This is a genomic window from Staphylococcus cohnii subsp. cohnii (assembly GCF_002902365.1).
GTDB classification, from domain to species: Bacteria; Bacillota; Bacilli; order Staphylococcales; family Staphylococcaceae; genus Staphylococcus; species Staphylococcus cohnii.
Genome location: NZ_PPQC01000046.1, coordinates 313,414 through 333,188, shown reverse-complemented (window position 1 = coordinate 333,188; position 19,775 = coordinate 313,414). Strand labels below are relative to the sequence as shown.

The following is a 19,775-nucleotide window of genomic DNA, read 5'->3' as shown; positions in this document are numbered from 1 at the left end:
GCACAATCAACAAGTGATGCAGGACAACAAGAACAAGCACCACAAACTCAAGGTCAAACACAACAAGCTTCATCAGAACAACTAGCACAAGAACAAGCACCTCAAACTGAGCAAACACAACAACCACAACAAGAATCAGCTTCATCACAACAATCAACAGATAGTTCTTCAAGTGAAGCATCAAGTGGTTCATCTGTAGATGTAAATGACCACTTGAAACAAATCGCGCAACGTGAATCAGGTGGCGACCTTAAAGCTGTTAACCCATCTTCAGGTGCAGCAGGTAAATATCAATTCTTACAAAGTACTTGGGATTCAGTAGCACCAGCTGAATATAAAGGTGTATCTCCAACAGAAGCACCAGAATCAGTACAAGACCAAGCAGCAATGGATTTATATGAATCTGCAGGTGCTTCACAATGGGTTACTGCATAATAAAATAATATTCAATTTTAAAATATTGAATCATCAATCCCTAGGTTCTTTTTATAGAATCTAGGGATTTTTATTTTTTAAAGAAACATGTGTAATGATTAAATAAAGGCATAATACAAAATATCTTTTGATAAATTGAAGTAAATATTATATATCAATAAATAATCATAACCCGCTTACGTTGAAAAACTTACGTATTTTTATTATTATGTCTTCTGTATTAAAAAAATTATAGTTTAAAATTGTAATTCTGAAACTTTTTAGCTATTGCTAAGAAGTTTCTTTTTGTGTTGAAAGAAAATGAACGAAGTATAGTTAAGAAAATGGTGTTCAAAAATTTAAATCATTTATAGAGAGGGTGTGAGTTTAATGGAATATAAAATTCATCTAAAAAATATTTGTTTTTGTCTTATAGGTACTTTTTTAATTGCAATAGGTGTTAATTCATTCGTTTTAGCTTCAAATTTAGGAGAAGGCGGCACAGTCGGTGTCTCCTTAAATCTGAAATATACTTTAGGCCTTTCTCCAGCATTGACGACGCTTATTATTAATATCATATTAATTGGTGTAGGATGGAAATATTTAAGTAAAACAACTGCACTTTATACGTTGATTACTGTGGTTGCGAGTTCATTTTTCTTAGGGATTACTGAATCTTTTAATTTGAATTTAGAGTCAGATTTTATCAATACTATTTTTTCAGGAGTGTTAATTGGTATTGGTACAGGCTTTGTTATATCTGCCCGTAGTACGTTGGGTGGTACTTCAGTTATTGCAAAAATCATAAACAAATATAGTGAAATTAAAACGTCACAAGCATTATTTATTCTTGATTCATTGATTGTTTTATCTTTCTTGCTTGTCTTACCTATTCAAAATGTACTTTATACAATTGTTATGTTATTTATCGTTGAAAAAAGTATGTCTTTTGTAATAGAAGGATTTAATCCTAAAAAAGCAATTACTATTATTTCAGATTTTAACGCGAACATTAGTAAACAAATTAATGAAGAAACGGGGCGTGGTTCTACACTGTTAAATGGTGTAGGAGGATATCAACAAAAAGAAACGAATGTACTTTACGTCGTCGTCCCTCAAAATCAGTTAGCTAGGATTAAAAAGATTGTAAACCGTCATGATGAAAATGCCTTTTTAGTTATCCATGATGTGCGAGATGTTCTGGGAAATGGATTTATGAAATTACAATAAGCATAAATAAGAACATAAATGCAAATTAACTACAAAAGTTTGGTAATAATAGTCATTCATTTATAAATAAGAGGCTGGTATTTTTTTATTCTAGTTTGTTATAGGGAAAATGTGTTTCTATTATCAAATTTTAAAATAAGATGCGGGATAAAAAGATGACAATGGCCACTGTGAAAACACTGAACAATGTAGAAAATAACACAATTTTTGCGCGTAATTCTGGTAAGTTGTGCACCTAATAAAAGAAAAATGGCAATTTCTAATTTTATTTAGAAATTGCCATTTTTTAGTTAGCTTGGTACATATTAAAATTATAAAATATTTACACATAATTTCAACGCATATTTGTATTATACAAGTTGTTTAAAATTTTCCAGGCGTTTTGCCTTTTCTTCATCACTAATGTCATGTTTTTTAACATAACGATTACTTTCATGTTTAGCACATTCATGACAACAAGCACCTAAATAACGTGCTTCATTTTCTTCAGATACTAAAATTTGACGGTTACATTCAGGGTTTGAACAGTTGATGTAACGTTCACAAGGCGTACCGTCAAACCATTCTTTACCTACAACTGTTTTTTTAACTTGATTGACGTCTACACTGATACGTTCGTCAAACACATACATTTTACCGTCCCAATACTGACCTTTTGTTTCTGGATCTTTTCCATAAGTGGCGATACCACCTTCAAGCTGGCTTACGTCTTCAAAACCTTCTCTTAATAGATAACCGGAGAATTTCTCACAGCGAATACCACCAGTACAATAAGTAACGATTTTTTTGTCCATAAATTGATCTTTATTTTCTTTAATCCACTCTGGTAAATCTCTAAAGCGAGTAATATTAGGTCGTATAGCACCACGGAAATGTCCTAAATCATATTCATAATCATTACGCGCATCGATAACAATTGTGTCGTCGTCAAATAATGCTTCTTTAAACTCTTTAGGTGATAAATAATTACCAGTAAGTTCTTTAGGATTAACATCTTGTTCTAAATCTAATGCCACAATTTCTTTTCTAGGACGAACGTGCATTTTTTTAAATGCGTGACCATCTGCTTCATCAATTTTGAAAGTAATTCCTTTGAACCTTTCATCTGATTGTAATGCAATCATATATTTGTCTGTTGCTTCAACTGTTCCGGAAACAGTACCATTAATACCTTCAGTTGATACTAAGATACGTCCTTTAAGCTCTAAATCTTTACAAAAATCTAAGTGTTCTGTAGCAAATGTTTCGGGGTCTTCAATATTTGTATATTTATAATACAATAGTACTCTGTAATCCATAATTCAATTCTCCTCTAAATTTTTTTCTGTTTATAATAGTTTTATATAAAATTAATAGTTTAATAGTATCGTGCGGCTACAATCCATAATGATATGATGAATGTATATTTGTTATATGCTTTTATAAAAGGACGAAATTCTCCTCACTATATTGTAACAAAAAAGGTACAATATTCAATTTAAAAATTTTGTAAAACTAAATATTGTCAAAATTTTTTTGAAGAATATTAGATTATTAATAAAAAACATGCTCTTTTCAAGTTTGTTATTATCAATGAAAAGAGCATGTATATAAATTTATTTATTTTTATTTGTAAAGATAAGTGCAACTACTAAACTAATTGTACTGATTGCAAAGACAATATTCATGATCGAAAGTGTTTCTATAATCACTACATCTTTGCCTAATCGTTCAAAAGCATTTTGTTGCATTTCTTTCTCAGAATTAAAATCACTGTCGGTTCTTGAAGGCTTTTCTTCAATATCTTCTAATAATCTTTCTTTAACTTTAGGCATATAATACCTCCTTATTCTCTAATATAAATTTTCCCTATTAACAAAAAATAAATCATAAATATATGAGCATTTGCATCATATGGTTGTGGTGCCTATACTTTTATTAAATAATGTATTAAATCAGGAGGGGATAGAATGGAAACTGTATATTTAGCAGGAGGTTGTCTCTGGGGTGTTCAGGCATTTGTTAAGACACTACCAGGTGTCATTCAAACAGAAGGTGGTAGGGCAAATGGTATTACGCATACCCTTGATGGAGAATACGACGGCTATGTAGAAGTAATTAAAACAACTTTTGATCCTGAAAAAGTGTCTGTTACTGATTTAATGGGGTATCTTTTTGAAATTATTGACCCTTATAGTGTAAACCAACAGGGCCAAGATATTGGTTTAAAATATAGAACAGGATTATATAGTGAAGACGTAAAACATTTAAAAGAAGCACAAGCATACATAGATGCAATTGAAGACCATCACCTTATTGCCACAGAGGTATTATCATTGACTAATTATGTTAAAAGCGCAGAAACACATCAAGACAGATTATCAAGATTTCCAAATGATTACTGTCATTTACCCAAAGCACTGGTTAATAAATATAAATAATGATAAAGCAAAGTGAATTCAAAATTAAAACCTCGTTGTATATCTTCAATCACTCTTTAGATATACAATGAGGCTTTGTTTTTATAAATAGTAGATAGCATTATCTTTTCACAATCTCACCATCAATACCTACAATTTTAATATTATCAGGGTTTTTTAATATCCCAATACGATCTAATGGATTATCATCTACGATAATAAAGTCAGCTTTTTTGTCTGTTTCAATTGTGCCTATTTCATTGTCATAACCTAGACATTCTGCTGCAGTTTTAGTGGATGCTACTATAGCTTGCATTGGTGTCATACCATGTTCAACCATTAACTCTAATTCACGTAAGTTAGTACCGTGTTTAAAGACACCAGCATCTGTACCCATGGCGATTTTTACACCTGCGTTTACAGCTTTAGTAAAACTTGTTGTATGTGCCTCTAAAACTTCTTTTGACTTTTCAACAGAACCTTCAGACATACCAAGTTCATCTGCAAATTCAATAACTGAAACAGGTGCTAGTAAAGTCGGTACGAGAAAGGTACCTTGTGCCTTCATTTTTTCTATTGCTTCATCATCTAGGTAAATGCCATGCTCTATAGAATGAATGCCTGCTGCGATACAATTTTTAACGCCTTGTAGGCCTTGGGCATGTGCCATAACTTTCCTATTACCTCTGAATTGTGCTTCTTCAACCATAACTTTAAGTTCTTCAATAGAAAATTGTGTGAAGTCTGGATGATCTGTTGGACTTGTTACACCACCAGTTGCATGAACTTTGATTACATCCGCACCAGCACGTAACATCTCTCTTACTTTTTTACGTACTTCTTCAACGCCATCACAAATTCCTGTAGGCAAACCTGGATAATCTTCAATAAAACTTGGCATAGTTATACCAGATTTCGTTAATTTATCACCATGGCCACCAGTAATCGTTAATGCATTGACACTAATTTGCATGCGGGGTCCGAGTATCAAACCATTTTGTACAGCTTCTTTAATCCCTTGGTCAGCACCAAGTGCATCACGCACGGTAGTGATACCGCAATTTACTGTACGTTTAAGATGATCTATAGCGCGATAGAATGTATAAGAAAATGGCGTAGCTAATTTATCTGTCAATGGTCTCATTTCTTCCATGATATGAACATGGCTATCTATCATGCCCGGTAATAAATATTTATCGGTACCATCGATGATTTCATGATTTTCATGGTTTAAATTCTGTCCAATAGTCTTAAAGCGATGATCTTGAATAATCACATCAACGTTTTGTTGTATAGCGCTACCAGTACCATCTATAAGGTTTATATTTTTTATAAGCATTTAAAATTCCTCCTAATTAATAAAATTCATAATAATACCTGTTAAAATCACGGAAGCTACCGTAACGGAAGTAAATCCACCTATCAACATAGGACTAAGTAATTCTTTGAAAAGTGCATCATGTTCTTTTTTGTTTTTGGTTAAACTACGACTCACTTCTTCACATAGCATGTAATCTCCAGGGAAACCATACAATGCAGTTAACGCAACTGGAAGTGCCTTTGTATAACGCCAACCAATCAATTTTGCAGCAACTGCTCCTCCGATTAAAATACCTATCGTACCTATTAATAAAATAAGTAAGATAGCTGGTAGGTGATGCCATAAATCTTGTGGTGTGATATCTCCCATAGAACCGATGACAATCAGCATGATAATAACAAGAATTAAAGTGAACGACTTGTTTTTTTCTAATTCTGCTTGTTCAAATAATCCTAGTTTTAGCCCGACAATCCCAAAGAATAAACTGATAAGTGTAAAATGAATTGGGGTCACTTCTCCAATTACAAAAGCTAAACTAGCTAATACAAACATAATAAATAGTCTTAAAGTATTATTTTGTAAAATAGGATATTTATCATGTAAAGTATGTGTTGTTGATGTTCGAGTCGTTGATGCTTCTTCACGGGTATCAGTTTGTAAATTTTTAGATTCTTGTTGCAAAAAGTGTTTACCGTAACGTTTCATGATTACTGAACTTAATGGTAACCCGATAACACCTTGTAGACCTTGCACAAGTGCTGGTAAAACAATTAAATAACTTAAATCTAATTCCTTTAACTTATCAATTGTAATTAGTAATGCAACAATACCACCTGAGATAGGACCAACACCAGAAGCGGCGATACGAAAATCATAAACTAAAGATACGATGATTAAAATCATAGTCGTTGAACCTATAATGCCGAAAAGTGAAATAATCACTGCCTTCCACTGTGTTTTTAGCGTTGATAAAGGCATCATCGTTCCCATATGCATAATAGCAGGTGCTATAGCTAGTGCACCTAGTGAAGGTAAAATAGCTGAATCAAGAATATTTTCAGGAAATATACCTGCCCATTTAAGTAATAAAAAACTGACCATTGCAGTCAAAAGCATTGGTACTCGTGCTTTTGTCAATGTTGAAATAACTTCCCCCAAAGCAATTAAAGCAAATAAAGCAGTTGCTGAAATAATAGGTTCACTCCACATGATAATTTCCCTCCCTAATTTAAAGTGATAGTAAGTATCATAGCATTAATAAAGGATAAAATTAACAGTAAATACAGAATTTTCAGAATATATTTTTGTTCAAAATCACCATGAAATTTTTTGGAAAATAGGTTTGACATTTAAATTTAAGAAGCGTAATATATAAAAAGTACACGGGGTGTACTGAAGTGATTTCACCCTTATAAATAGCTGGTCATGCGTGTTAAGCTAAGGCAAATATTTTTGTTTTAGTCTTTTTTTAACTTATAGTACATGGGATGTACAATTAAAGGAAGGTAGTTGGAAAAATGTTGAATGAATTTAAATTTATATTTAAAAATAAAATGTTAGTGGTATCTTTAATTGCAATATCACTTATTTCGTTGCTATACGTAGCTTTGTTCGTTGGTTCAATGTGGGATCCATACGATAAGACAGAAAATCTAAAAATATCTGTTGTAAACCACGATGAAAAAGCAACGCTTAATAATAAAGATATTACTATTGGCGATGATTTAGTAGATAAATTAAAAGATAATGATAAGTTTGATTTTCAAGTTGTTTCTGAAAAAGAAGCGAATAAACAATTGAATAGAGGTGAAAGTGTAGGAACTATTATTGTTCCCAAAAATGCCTCATCAAATGCAACGACAATTTTAGATGAAAACCCTAAAAAAATAAATCTTGAAACTAAGGTGAATCCTGGTTCTAGTTATACTGGTAGTCAATCTGCAAACTCAGCTATTAATACAGTGACTGAATCTATAAAAGATAATATAAGATCTAACTATTTGAGTGAATTATTCGCGAGTGCTAAAAAATCACAATCAGGTTATCAAGATACATCAGAAGCATTAGGACAAATGTCTGATGCAGAAACGGAACTCATTGATGGTAATCAACAAGTGACAGATGGTATTCAACAAATGGCACCAATGGTAGGTCAGCCAGCTCAAAAATTATTATCAGGAAATCAACAGGTAACAGATGGACTAAAAGAACTTCAAGCAAATAATGACGAGTTAAAATCAAAAATTGATGATGCAGTTAGTCAACAAAATAATGTATCATTTGAATCTGAAAATGAAAAAGCACTCAATGATGTTACAAAAGTAAAAGAAAATAATCCAACGAATGCTGATGAATATGGTGCAACGATTGTTCCTTATATGGCAAGTGTAAGTTTATTTGTTGGTGCGCTATCGTTTAGTGCTATTTATCCATTGAGAAAAACGATTGATAAATCTACAACTTCAGTGAGACAAGCTTTAGGAAAATTTGCATTATATATTGTTCAAGGTGCGTTGTCTGCATTATTTATGAGCAGTTGGGTATTATTTGTGTTTAACATGTCAGTTGGTAATGTTTGGAAATTTATATTAGTAGGATTGTTATGGGCTATTGCAGCAATTACAATCACATCGTTCCTAACATTATTCTTAGATAGAATAGGACTATTTATATCCATGATTCTTTTAATCTTACAATTAAGTGCAAGTGAAGGTATGTTCCCAATAGAACTTTCTGCAACGTTCTATAGATGGATACATCCATTTTCTCCAATGTCTTACGCTATTCAAGGATACAGAGAAGCGATATTTACTAATGCAGGTCACTTTGACTTTGGATTTGTTGTAGCTTTACTTATCGGTATCATAGTCGTAATGATGATTTTACAATATTTAGTTCTACTATGGTTTAATAAGCGCGATAAGTTACCACTTTCTATCGAATTTAAGTAATTTAAAAAGGGGGATAAGATTATGAATGATGTAGATGCATCGATTGAAAAAGCGATAACCAAATTTCAAATAGTGATGTTGTATTTAAACAAAGAAATTATTGAAATGGTGAACGAGTCGTCCCTCACAAACTTACTTTCAAGAGAACAAATTGAAGCGATGAGAATTATTCAAACAAAAGGGCAAGTTACGATTAATGAATTGGCTGGATTGCAAAATATATTTAAAACAGCTGCATCAAAAAGAATAGGTAAACTTGAAGAAATGGGTTATGTGCAAAGAGCATACTCAAATAATAAAAGAATAAAATTAGTTCAATTAAGCTTAGAAGGTGAAACATTTTTAAAGCAAGCGACTGCTACAATGACAGAATCAGTAAAAAATCGCTTAGGTGACCAATTTTCACTTGAAGAAATAGAAGATTTTGTAAATCAATTGGAACGAATAGATGAAGCCTTTAGAAAAAGTAAATAATTACCTAGGAATTTAAATGTGTTATACATGGACTTGTAGCAACAGGATGCGTATACTAAATGATATAATTCTAAACAGATATTAACTGAAAAAATATAAATTTTTGATTAGGGGTGACAAATAATGAAAAGAACAGCTGAACGTATACTTGCCTGGATTGGTATTGGCATACAACTACTAGGTGTAATTGTACTTGCGATATTCTTACCATTAGTTGGAAATGGTGACAATAAAAATGCAATGATACAAGCAATGATGGAAGACGATAGTTCGATCACTTATGAAAATGGAGAAGCGGTTATTAATATGTTAAGTGGATTGGTAACTGCAGGTCTTATATTATCTATTGTGCTACTTATAGTAGCTATCATCGGTGCAGTGTTAATTGGAAAAAAAGCAAAAGCTGCTGGTATTTTATTAATCATTGTTGGTGTTATTTCATTAATTGGTAATTGGATTACCGCAATATTGTGGTTAGTAGCAGGTATTATGTTACTTGTGAGAAAGCCACAAAAAGCAATTTATAGTAGAGATGAAGAAGATGATGCAAATCCCTATATCAAAGATGGATCACAAGTAAATGAACATAATAACTCATTTGTATTATCCGAAGATCAAAAAGAGAACGAACAACAAAAAATCAAAGAAAATTATTCCGATGATGATGAGGATAATAAATATAAATATTAATTCGTAATCCAAGTTTGCCTTTGATTGGTAAACTTGGATTTTTTATATTTTATTCAGATTTAATCGTATCCAAAATTAATTGGAGTTGGTTATATAATTGATGTGGTTCTATCTTTGTATTTGTACTTTTAGAATAATGTTGTTTTATAAAATCTTTAGGTGTCATTTGCATCACATTTTTGAAATCTCTCAAATAAGTATTGTATGAACGGAACCCATAGTCTACCCAAATTGATTCACTATTGCCATTTGTTAATAACTCTCTAGATAAACTATAGATTTTAACTTTTTTAATGTATTTGATTAATGAAATATTCATTTTCTTTGAAAATTCTCTAGACAAATAACTACTGTTTACGTAAAAATTTTTGGCAATTAAATTAAGCGTTAATGGTTGTTTGTAATGTTGGTTAATATATTCTACAACGTTTTTAATTAATTTATTTGAGTAAGTCAACTGTCCATATATATTTGCTTGAGAAGAATTGAGGTAATTGATTAATTTAATAACTCCGATGTCTCCATTAAATGAATTATTTTCTAAAATATTTTTTAAAGTTGTAATATAGGTTTCAGTAATCAATTTACTTAATTTATATTTTTCTAGAAGGTTTTCCTGATTTATTAAGGTAAACCGATGATAACTTAAATTATTTACTGAAATACAAGCAAGCATACCTTCTCGATGAATAATGAGGTTTTCTTCAAAATCATATACTACAAATACATCTCCTCGATGAAATATAAAGTTTGATTTTACTTTTTGGAAATGAATCATACCTGAAATGACTAAATATATATTGGAAAAGTTAGATGTATTTAAATGTTCTAATTTATCGCCTTCATCATAAATGATTTGGTTATAATTCATTAAACCCCTCCTTTCCTTAAATGTTAGCTAGTAAAATTGGCAATGATTTATAGTAAAATGAGAATCAGATTAAGTATTAAGGTCTTGAGAGTGTACACAATAAATTCGTTCAAGATATGTAGATATACTTGAATTTAATTTCATTTATTTAAATAGTACTCTTTTTAAATTTAATAAGTCAATTAATGTTGCGTAATTATAATAAAATAAAATTCTAAAACTAAAAAAATGGATAATTTTTTCATCTGTTTATAATATATTCTATTATTGTGCACTAAAATAGTAATAAATCCGAACAATTCGTGAATAATATTGAAGGATTAAATAATTGAAAATATGTTCAGCATTTCATTATGGCAATTATTTTGGTAATTATCGTTATGATTTAGCAATAAAGTTAAGACTTTTAGCTTTTATAAAAGATGTAATATGAACAACTAAAGTAACATTTCAGACAGATAAGCGAAAAAAGTAGATTGTCGAACACGAATGGGTGTAATATCAAGTGAAAAATGAATAGAGATAATTATTAAACTAATTTAAAATATAATAAAATAGGTTGTTCTATTGAGGAAGATAACAAAAACATGTAAATTGATAGTAAAGGTTAATTTAGACATTAAATTGAAATGAACGAATGAGGTGAGCTAAATGATGATGATGATTGGTATACTTACACCACTATTAGTTGTTGGCTTTATAGTTATGTCAATTTTGGAAGAAAAAAAACGAAACAAAAGAAAGCAAGAAAATAACAGCAATGAACAAAAGTAGATTAATAATACTACTAATAACGATGAAGACAACCGAAGAGACGAATGATATATTATCTTATTGTTATAAATCCCTTTTAAATAATAAAGCAAATCCATTAAATGATGTACAAATTAAAATAGTGTAACCTTAGTAAAGTGTAGAATTTTATTGATACAATATGGGAGTTGAAATATGAAATTGATTTCTAATTTATCAATTTTTATTTCACTCCTAATTTTTATATTTTTAAAGTATACAAACAACATAGTTTTAAAAGTCAGATATCTAAATTTAGCTTAAATACAAATGAATATATCTAGTGTTAAAGTTTCTTACGAGGGAGTGTTCTAGGATGAGTGAAATGGCTTATATATTACAGAGTGTGTTATTACCTATTTTTATAATGATAGCATTAGGATTTATCTTACAGAAAAAGTTCACTCTAGATTTGAAGACTTTAGCTAAATTAAATATCTATGTGTTTGTTCCAGGATTTATTTTTGTAAAATTTTATAAAACAAATTTTGAACTGCGTTTATTATTGTATATTGTAGTGTTTTTCATAATATACATCATTTTTTTATATATAGTGGGAAAAGTTTTAACTTTAGTAAACAAAAGGGATAAGGGCGAGGCTACAACGCTAACCAATAGTGTATTATTTTTTAATTCTGGAAACTATGGTGTCCCAGTCAATGATCTAGTATTCAAGGGTGATCCACTAGCGATGTCAGTACAAGTCATCGTTTTATCATTACAAAATATTTTCACTTTTTCATATGGTATTTTCGCAATACAATCTGCACAAATTGGAAAATTGAAAGCGATGTTAGGTTATTTTAAAATGCCAGTATTATACGCTTTGCTGTTTGCAATTATTTTAAATTATGCTGATATACCTATACCAGAATTTATTTGGACGCCAGCTAACTATGTAGCGGATGCGATGATTGCAATTGCTTTAATTATGTTAGGCGCACAAATTGCCAATATAAACTTTACTTTTAAGTGGTCATTATCATATATTTTTATATTTGTACGCTTAGTGATTGGACCAGTCATCGCATTAATAATTATAAAAATCATGGGTATTGAAGGCGTGATTGCGCAAACTTTGTTTATTGCTTCAGCAATGCCGACGTCAGTAAATAGTTCTGTGATTGCTCAGGAGTATGACAATCACCCAGAACTTGCAGCAGAGCTTGTCTTTTTATCTACTTTATTAAGTTCAATTACTGTGGTGGTTGTTATTTACGCTTCTAAACTACTATTTTAGATACTTAAAAGGTTACATGCATTATCATTCCTTATACTTTTATGCACTGAGAAAAAATATCTCAGTGCTTTTTTGTTTTAGTTTTAATAAATTTGTATGAACTTAAAAATAGCTAATGTATTTTAAAACATTGAAAACAGGATCACTACATTTCTTAATGTAAAAATGTTATATCATTCATTGTTGTTACTTGTTTGATGTATAAAAATTGAACTGAAAATATTTTCTTTATAAAAACAATTTTTATTTTCAAATATATTGTGCTATAAATATAACGTGAGTGACATTGAAAATAAATAGTTAAAAAAGTAACTATAAATTAAAGGATGGTATATGTGAAAGAGATTGTATTAGGCATAGATATCGGTACAAGTTCTGTTAAAGCCATTGCTATTAATAAAAAAGGTGACGTTTTAGATGTTACTAGTGAACCAATTCATGTTATTAATCAACAAACAGGTTTTAGTGAACAAAATCCAGAAGATTGGTTTGAAGCCTCTAAAGATTGTATAAAGTACTTATTGAATTCGGAAAAGTTAGCAGATATGAAGGTTAAAGGTATATCATTCTCTGGTCAAATGCATAGTTTAGTGTTACTTGACCATCAATTTCAACCACTTAGAAATGCCATTTTATGGAATGATACAAGATCCACATTTCAGTGTGAACAAATAAAACAACAATTTGGTGAATATGTCATGGATAACCCTGTTTTAGAGGGCTTTACGTTAACGAAGTTGTTATGGGTTAAAGAAAATGAACCGTTGATTTGGTCCAAAGCAAATGTCTTTTTACTACCTAAAGATTATGTGAGATTTAAATTCACAGATACGATAAATATGGAATATTCTGACGGATCAAGCACATTGTTAATGGATATAGCAAATAAGTGTTGGAATAAAAATATTTGTGAATATTACGGTGTATACCAACTTTGTCCAAATTTAATTGAATCACAAGATTTTGTAGGGTACCTTAATACTTCAATTGCAGAGGAATTAGGTTTAGATAAAAATGTTGCAGTATATGCTGGGGGCGGAGACAATGCCTGTGGCGCATTAGGAGCAGGCGCTATTAGTGATGGCGATACATTATGTAGTATTGGTACTTCTGGTGTCATATTAGCGTGTGATTCTGAGAATACAGGGACTTATGGTCACAATATACATCATTTTAATCATGTGCTCCCTCAAAAATCATATGCAATGGGTGTCATATTAGCTGCAGGCGATAGTTTAAAATGGTTTCAAAAAAACATTACGCCAAGCTTAACTTATAGTCAAATTTTGGGTGAAGCTAAACAATCTTCTCTAGGGAGTAATGGTTTAATATATGCACCATATTTATCAGGAGAACGTACACCCCATGGTGATAGTCAAATTAGAGGAAGTTTTATTGGCTTAAGTCATATGCATAATAATAAAGATATGGCTCGTGCTGTGATTGAAGGCATCACTTTTGCATTATATGAATCTATCTATTATTTACGTAAAAATGATAAAAAAATTAAAGAAATGATTTCTATCGGTGGTGGGGCTAAAAGTGATTTTTGGCTTCAGTTACAAGCAGATATCTTTAACGCTAAAGTATATAAATTAAAGCATGAAGAAGGACCAAGTATGGGTGCAGCGATGATAGCAGCAAAAGGTGTAGGGTGGTTTAATAATGTCGCTGAGATGGTTCAACAATTTATTCAATATGATAAAGTATTTGAACCCAGTGTAGAACGTCATATGCAATATATGAAATATTTTGCAATATACCAAAAAGTTTACGATGAGACTAAAGAAATAACAAAGGAATTATTAAAAATCTCTCACTAAAATTATGTTATAGCAACAATCATGCATGATTTGTCATGATATTTCCTAGAAAATAATAAGCTGAAAATATATAAGGTTGAAAAAATACAGTTTTTACGTTAAATTAAACATAAATTAATTGTAAAATTCACATTAATTAAATAGAGCTAAGTTTAACCACTGGAAGTGCCTTTAGGATAAAAAGGCTGAGACTAGCGTGATACGCTAGAATTCCTTGAACCTGATCCAGTTTGTACTGGCGTAGGAAAAGTGGCGTTATAAACCATATTTGTCCGTTCACATTAACGTTATTTTTCCAAATAGGAAAAATAACGTTTTTTTATTTTAGGAGTGATTATAGTGATTATTGCGATTACCAGTTATCATAAATTAACCAAGCAAGATAGCATTAATTATTGCGAAATTGAACCTTATTTAGATTATCTAATCGTCAGATCACCGATGTGTACTTCTGAGACGATAGAATGGATAAACCAACTAAAGCAACGGCATTTTCCGAAAGATAAAATTATTATTCACAGTGATTATCATGTACTCCAATCTTGCGACTTGTCACGTATACATTTTAGAGAAAATGATGAGCAAATCCGTGCTTTAAAACAACATAGTTCAAACATAAAAATAAGTATGTCTACACACAGTCGCCAGTCGATCCAATATGCAGAGGATTTAAATTTGGATTTTGTACTTTATGGGCACGTATTTGAAACAAAGTCTAAAAAAGGGTTAGCACCCAAATCATTAATTGAGATCAACGATGTATTGAAAAGTGATATTCCTGTAGTCGCATTAGGTGGTATTAATTTAAAAACGATGTCTCATTTACCTAAGGGATTTCAAGGTATCGCAGGTATATCAATATTTAATCACTCGATAAAAACAGTACAAGCCTTACACAGAGCATGGTTAAACTATGAAGCAACATAAGGTTAATTGTTTACTAATCAATAAGTGAGAAAGGAATGAATCATGATGCATTGCGTTATTAATGGTGATAATTTCACATTTGAAAATCCTTTAAATATACAAGAAATATTACAAACACTCGGTTTAGACGAAAAGAGAGTGATTGTTGAACATAATAAAAAATTAATTAAACAAAACCAATTTCAAGATTATATCGTTAATGATAAAGATTGTTTAGAATTACTAGAATTTGTAGGAGGCGGATAAGATGTTTAAAATAGGAAAATTTGAATTCAATTCAAGATTGTTATTAGGAACTGGTAAATTTGAAACAGAAGCCATTCAAAAGGAAGCTATAAATGCGTCTGAAACAGAGGTTTTAACTTTTGCAGTGCGTCGAATGAACTTATATGATGAGAAATTACCTAATCCTTTAGCAAAAGTTGACTTATCAAACTTTGTTACTTTTCCTAATACTGCTGGTGCAACATCAGCTGAGGAAGCGATAAGAATTGCAGAAATTGCTAACCACGCCAATCTTTGTGACATGATTAAAGTAGAAGTGATAGGTGATCAGGAAACCTTACTACCCGATCCTTTAGAAACATATGAGGCATGCAAAGTTTTGCTAGAAAAAGGTTATACAGTGTGTCCTTACATTTCAAATGATGTTGTACTTGCCAAACGTCTAGAAGAATTAGGTGTGCATGCAATTATGCCACTAGCTTCACCTATTGGTACTGGAAGAGGAATAAATAATCCTTTAAATCTACGTTATATTATTGAACGCGCCAATGTACCTGTAATAGTCGATGCAGGTGTAGGATCACCAAAAGATGCATGCCATGCTATGGAATTAGGTGCAGATGCCATTCTATTAAACACAGCAATTTCAAGTGCGAAAGATTCAGGGAAGATGGCAGAAGCTATGAAGTTGGGCATTCAAGCAGGAAGAATGAGTTATCAGGCAGGAAGAATACCAGTTAAGTATACAGCTCAAGCTTCAAGTCCAACAGAAGGAATCGGATTTTTATGATGGAAAGGTATTCTCGTCAAATACGTTATAAAAATTTTGGAAGAAATGGTCAGCGTAAACTAGAACAAACACACGTGATGATCGTAGGAGCCGGAGCATTAGGAAGTCATTGTGCAGAAATATTATCACGTATGGGAGTTGGCGAACTTACAATAATTGATATGGATATTGTAGAAATATCAAATTTACATAGGCAAGCCACTTATACTGAAAATGATGCACAAATGATGGTACCTAAAGTAGAAGCATTAAAAAAGCATTTATTAGATATAAATTCTAATATTAAAATCAACGCATTATACCAAGAAATAACTTGCACCAACATTGAACACATTTTAAGAAACTCTAATCCTGCTATCGTCATGGATGGAATGGATCATTTTAAAATTAGGTACTTGATTAACGAAGCATGCCACAAATTTTCGATACCTTGGATTTATGGGGCTGCAATTGGAAGTCAAGGCACCATTTATGGCATTGATTATAAAGGACCATGTTTAAAATGTGTGCTCGATAAAATACCTGAATCTGCAGAAAGTTGTTCTATTAATGGTGTGTTGCCTACAGTCATATACCAAGTAGCTAGCATGGAAGTCTCAGAATTATTGCGTTGGCTAACATCAGCTGGATTCTCTCAAAAATTAATAACGATAGATACTTTTTCAATTCAGTATCATACAGTGAATATCAACCAACTTAAAAATAGCAATTGTAGTATTTGTGTACATCAGCAATATGATTTACTTAATCAACCTCAGCCTACAAACGTAGAGTCTCAATGTGGCGATACATTTTTGCTTCGTTTCGATGAAAAAATGTTTGAATATGCGCATTATCTACCTGCAAAAATTAAAAAAGCAAATAGTTTTGCTAAATTACTTTCTTATAACGACACCGATATTACTTTATTTAAAGATGGCCGTATGAATGTTTATGGATTAGAAGATGAAGCACAAGCGCATGCATTATATACGCATTTTGCTAAAAGCATAAAATAGGACGTTTACATTTCTCAAAAGCAAAAATTTTAGAATAAAAATTAATGTTTCTTAAATCGTAACAAGTTTATGACATATTTGTTAACAGCCCTTCTTAACATTGAAACACTATATATTGTGGTATAAATTATGTTTATATACAATATATAGAAAAGAAGGGGTAAAATGAATAAATTAGAACAAGATTTGACGAAACTTATTACAAAAGATCCTACAGTTATTAACGAAAATGCGAATAAAGATAGTGCCACTTTTTCTACGATGAGAGATTTAACAGCAGGTGTTGTATCTAAATCATATGCTTTAGATTACTTATTGCCTAAACATATAGCAGAGGCACATAAAAGTGGTGATATACATTTCCATGATTTAGATTATCACCCTTTCCAACCACTCACTAACTGTTGTTTGATCGATGCTAAAAATATGTTGAAACATGGCTTTCGAATTGGCAATGCATCTGTAACATCTCAAAAATCAATTCAAACAGCTTCAGCTCAGCTAGTTCAAATTATCGCTAACGTTTCTAGTAGTCAGTATGGGGGTTGTACCATTGATAGAGTAGATGAATTATTAAGTGACTACGTAAAATATAATGAAGCAAAACATCGAAAATTAGCGCAACAATTTGTTGAAGATACACATATTGATGCTTATGTTGATCATCAAATTACACAAGACATTAATGACGCAATTGAAAGTCTAGAATATGAAATAAATACACTTTATACTTCAAATGGACAAACGCCATTTGTCACTCTTGGTTTTGGCCTAGGTATAGATGAATATAGTAGAAAAATTCAACAAGCTATATTGAAAACACGAATAAAAGGACTCGGAAAAGATCGTATTACAGCCATCTTTCCTAAACTCGTTTTTTCCATTAAAAAAGGGGTGAATTTTAGTCAAGATGACCCTAATTATGATATTAAAAAATTAGCGTTAGAGTGTTCTACAAAAAGAATGTACCCAGATATATTAAATTATGATAAAACAGTAGAAATTTTAGGTGATTTTAAAGCGCCAATGGGTTGTCGTTCTTTTTTACCAGAATGGAAAAATAAGCAAGGTGAAGCAGAAAATAATGGAAGATGTAATTTAGGGGTAGTTACGCTTAATGTACCTAGGATAGCTATAGAATCAAATGGTGATATGGAAAAGTTCTGGGAAATATTTCATGAGAGAATGCAAATTATGCACGATGCATTAGTTTATCGCATTAAACGTATGGAACAAGCTACGCCTGATAACGCCCCTATTTTATATAAAAATGGTGCTTTTAAACATTATTTAAGTGATGAAGATAGTGTAATGTCACTATTTAAAAATAAACGTGCCACGCTGTCGATCGGTTATATAGGTTTGTATGAGGCAGCTACAGTGTTTTATGGCCCTAAATGGGAAAAAACAGCAAGAGGTAAAGCATTTACGCTTCAAATATTAAAAGCTATGAAAGTTTATCAATTGGAATGGACAGAACGCTACGATATTTGGTTTAGTATCTATAGTACACCAAGTGAGTCTTTAACAGATCGTTTTTGCAGATTAGATAAAGAAAAGTTCGGAGATATATTAGATATTACGAGCAAGGGATATTATCAAAATTCGTTCCACTACGATGTGCGAAAAGATATTACACCGTTTGAAAAGATAGATTTTGAAAAAGATTATCCATTTTATGCTAGCGGTGGTTACATACATTATTGTGAATATCCAAAATTAGATCATAATATTAAAGCATTAGAAGCGGTTTGGGATTATTCATATGACAAAATCAGTTATCTAGGAACAAATATCCCTATAGATCATTGTCGTTTATGTGATTTTAAAGGTGATTTTAAAACAACCCCAACAGGATATCAGTGTCCGGAATGTGGAAATAGTGATCCTAAAACCGTAGATGTAGTAAAACGGACATGTGGTTATTTAGGAAATCCAGTGCAACGTCCTACAATCGAAGGTAGACATAAAGAAATTTGTGCAAGAGTAAAACATATAAAAAATCAATCGATATGACAATATTAAATATCATAAATGGACAAGGTTATATTGCCAAAATAGAGTCACAAAGTTTCGTAGATGGCGAAGGTGTGAGATGTAGTTTATATGTTTCAGGATGTCCATTTGCATGTTTAAATTGCTATAATAAAGCAGCACAAAATTTTAAATATGGTGAAAAATTTAATGATGAAATTTTGAAAGAAATAATAGAAAATTGTGAACCGGATTATATAGAAGGTTTAAGCATTTTAGGTGGGGAGCCATTTTGCAACTTAGACATAACACTCAAATGTGCTCATGCATTTAGACAACGTTTTGGTCATGAAAAAACTTTATGGGTATGGACAGGATTTTTATTTGAATACTTAAGGAATGATCAATATCAAAGAAATGAATTATTAAAAAATATAGATGTACTCGTGGACGGTCCTTTCATTCATCACTTATACAAACCCAATTTACCTTATAAAGGTTCATTAAATCAGCGTGTCATCGATGTGCAAAAATCACTAGCTAGCGGTAGAATTCATGAATATATAATTTAATGTTGTGATTCCATAACTATTTCCTGAAATTTAAGCGAATTGCTATTATTATGATATAAAGTTAATTACAATCATAATGAAGAC

The 19,775-nt window shown here is 31.2% G+C and carries 20 protein-coding genes and 1 riboswitch; of the genes, 15 read left to right on the top strand and 5 right to left on the bottom strand.

Annotation, left to right across the window (positions count from 1 at the left end):
- On the top strand, positions 1-435 hold a 435-nt coding region (locus CD032_RS13465; RefSeq protein ID WP_258026249.1), incomplete at its 5' end, for a transglycosylase family protein.
- 369 nt (positions 436-804) lie between these two features.
- Positions 805-1,644: a YitT family protein gene (locus CD032_RS09265; protein ID WP_019469175.1), complete on the top strand. Its 840-nt coding sequence runs from the start codon at positions 805-807 to the stop codon at positions 1,642-1,644.
- Positions 1,645-1,994: 350 nt separating this feature from the next.
- Here CD032_RS09265 and trhO read toward each other — a convergent pair whose 3' ends face one another.
- Both trhO and CD032_RS09255 read right to left on the bottom strand, forming a co-directional pair.
- Positions 1,995-2,942: an oxygen-dependent tRNA uridine(34) hydroxylase TrhO gene (gene trhO, locus CD032_RS09260; RefSeq protein WP_019469174.1), complete on the bottom strand. Its 948-nt coding sequence runs from the start codon at positions 2,940-2,942 to the stop codon at positions 1,995-1,997.
- A 297-nt stretch (positions 2,943-3,239) separates the two neighbouring features.
- Positions 3,240-3,458 carry a hypothetical protein gene (locus CD032_RS09255; protein ID WP_040030347.1) on the bottom strand — a complete coding sequence of 73 codons (219 nt, stop codon included), beginning with the start codon at positions 3,456-3,458 and terminating at the stop codon, positions 3,240-3,242.
- Positions 3,459-3,593: 135 nt separating this feature from the next.
- Here CD032_RS09255 and CD032_RS09250 point away from each other — a divergent pair, with 135 nt between their 5' ends.
- A complete protein-coding gene (locus CD032_RS09250) occupies positions 3,594-4,064 on the top strand; it encodes a peptide-methionine (S)-S-oxide reductase (protein ID WP_103211420.1) in 471 nt (156 codons plus the stop codon).
- Between the two features lie 100 nt (positions 4,065-4,164).
- Here CD032_RS09250 and CD032_RS09245 read toward each other — a convergent pair whose 3' ends face one another.
- Together CD032_RS09245 and CD032_RS09240 are read right to left on the bottom strand one after the other, a co-directional pair.
- Positions 4,165-5,382 (bottom strand): metal-dependent hydrolase family protein, encoded by a 1,218-nt coding sequence (locus CD032_RS09245; RefSeq protein ID WP_019469171.1) that lies wholly within the window; start codon positions 5,380-5,382, stop codon positions 4,165-4,167.
- A 12-nt stretch (positions 5,383-5,394) separates the two neighbouring features.
- On the bottom strand, positions 5,395-6,573 hold the full coding sequence (locus tag CD032_RS09240; protein WP_019469170.1) for a hypothetical protein: 1,179 nt from the start codon (positions 6,571-6,573) through the stop codon (positions 5,395-5,397).
- 308 nt (positions 6,574-6,881) lie between these two features.
- Here CD032_RS09240 and CD032_RS09235 point away from each other — a divergent pair, with 308 nt between their 5' ends.
- The 3 genes from CD032_RS09235 to CD032_RS09225 all read left to right on the top strand — a co-directional run bounded on the left by CD032_RS09235 (position 6,882) and on the right by CD032_RS09225 (position 9,479).
- On the top strand, positions 6,882-8,315 hold the full coding sequence (locus CD032_RS09235; RefSeq protein WP_019469169.1) for a YhgE/Pip domain-containing protein: 1,434 nt from the start codon (positions 6,882-6,884) through the stop codon (positions 8,313-8,315).
- Positions 8,316-8,336: 21 nt separating this feature from the next.
- Positions 8,337-8,789, top strand: a complete 453-nt coding sequence (locus CD032_RS09230) for a MarR family winged helix-turn-helix transcriptional regulator (protein WP_019469168.1) — start codon at positions 8,337-8,339, stop codon at positions 8,787-8,789.
- A gap of 123 nt (positions 8,790-8,912) precedes the next feature.
- Complete coding sequence (locus tag CD032_RS09225; RefSeq protein WP_019469167.1) at positions 8,913-9,479, top strand: DUF4064 domain-containing protein; 567 nt, start codon at positions 8,913-8,915, stop codon at positions 9,477-9,479.
- A 49-nt stretch (positions 9,480-9,528) separates the two neighbouring features.
- Here the strand turns inward: CD032_RS09225 and CD032_RS09220 are convergent, their stop codons facing one another.
- Complete coding sequence (locus CD032_RS09220) at positions 9,529-10,350, bottom strand: AraC family transcriptional regulator (protein ID WP_040030345.1); 822 nt, start codon at positions 10,348-10,350, stop codon at positions 9,529-9,531.
- Positions 10,351-11,001: 651 nt separating this feature from the next.
- Here CD032_RS09220 and CD032_RS13460 point away from each other — a divergent pair.
- From CD032_RS13460 to nrdG, 9 genes are all read left to right on the top strand, one after another.
- Positions 11,002-11,124 carry a hypothetical protein gene (locus CD032_RS13460; protein ID WP_256217581.1) on the top strand — a complete coding sequence of 41 codons (123 nt, stop codon included), beginning with the start codon at positions 11,002-11,004 and terminating at the stop codon, positions 11,122-11,124.
- Between the two features lie 334 nt (positions 11,125-11,458).
- A complete protein-coding gene (locus CD032_RS09215; RefSeq protein WP_019469164.1) occupies positions 11,459-12,382 on the top strand; it encodes an AEC family transporter in 924 nt (307 codons plus the stop codon).
- Positions 12,383-12,717: 335 nt separating this feature from the next.
- Positions 12,718-14,205 carry a xylulokinase gene (xylB, locus tag CD032_RS09210; RefSeq protein WP_019469163.1) on the top strand — a complete coding sequence of 496 codons (1,488 nt, stop codon included), beginning with the start codon at positions 12,718-12,720 and terminating at the stop codon, positions 14,203-14,205.
- A 151-nt stretch (positions 14,206-14,356) separates the two neighbouring features.
- Positions 14,357-14,470, top strand: a riboswitch (TPP riboswitch).
- A gap of 74 nt (positions 14,471-14,544) precedes the next feature.
- On the top strand, positions 14,545-15,132 hold the full coding sequence (locus tag CD032_RS09205) for a thiamine phosphate synthase (protein WP_019469162.1): 588 nt from the start codon (positions 14,545-14,547) through the stop codon (positions 15,130-15,132).
- A 45-nt stretch (positions 15,133-15,177) separates the two neighbouring features.
- A complete protein-coding gene (thiS, locus tag CD032_RS09200) occupies positions 15,178-15,378 on the top strand; it encodes a sulfur carrier protein ThiS (RefSeq protein ID WP_019469161.1) in 201 nt (66 codons plus the stop codon).
- Between the two features lies 1 nt (position 15,379).
- The gene (locus CD032_RS09195) at positions 15,380-16,147 is read left to right on the top strand and encodes a thiazole synthase (RefSeq protein ID WP_019469160.1); all 768 of its coding nucleotides are present in this window, start codon (positions 15,380-15,382) and stop codon (positions 16,145-16,147) included.
- Positions 16,147-17,145 (top strand): HesA/MoeB/ThiF family protein, encoded by a 999-nt coding sequence (locus tag CD032_RS09190; RefSeq protein WP_026034789.1) that lies wholly within the window; start codon positions 16,147-16,149, stop codon positions 17,143-17,145. Before CD032_RS09195 ends, CD032_RS09190 begins: the two co-directional genes overlap by 1 nt.
- Positions 17,146-17,310: 165 nt before the next feature.
- On the top strand, positions 17,311-19,161 hold the full coding sequence (gene nrdD / locus CD032_RS09185; protein ID WP_103211419.1) for an anaerobic ribonucleoside-triphosphate reductase: 1,851 nt from the start codon (positions 17,311-17,313) through the stop codon (positions 19,159-19,161).
- Positions 19,158-19,691: an anaerobic ribonucleoside-triphosphate reductase activating protein gene (nrdG, locus tag CD032_RS09180; RefSeq protein WP_019469157.1), complete on the top strand. Its 534-nt coding sequence runs from the start codon at positions 19,158-19,160 to the stop codon at positions 19,689-19,691. The genes nrdD and nrdG overlap by 4 nt, the downstream gene beginning before the upstream one ends.
- Positions 19,692-19,775: the final 84 nt, after the last annotated feature.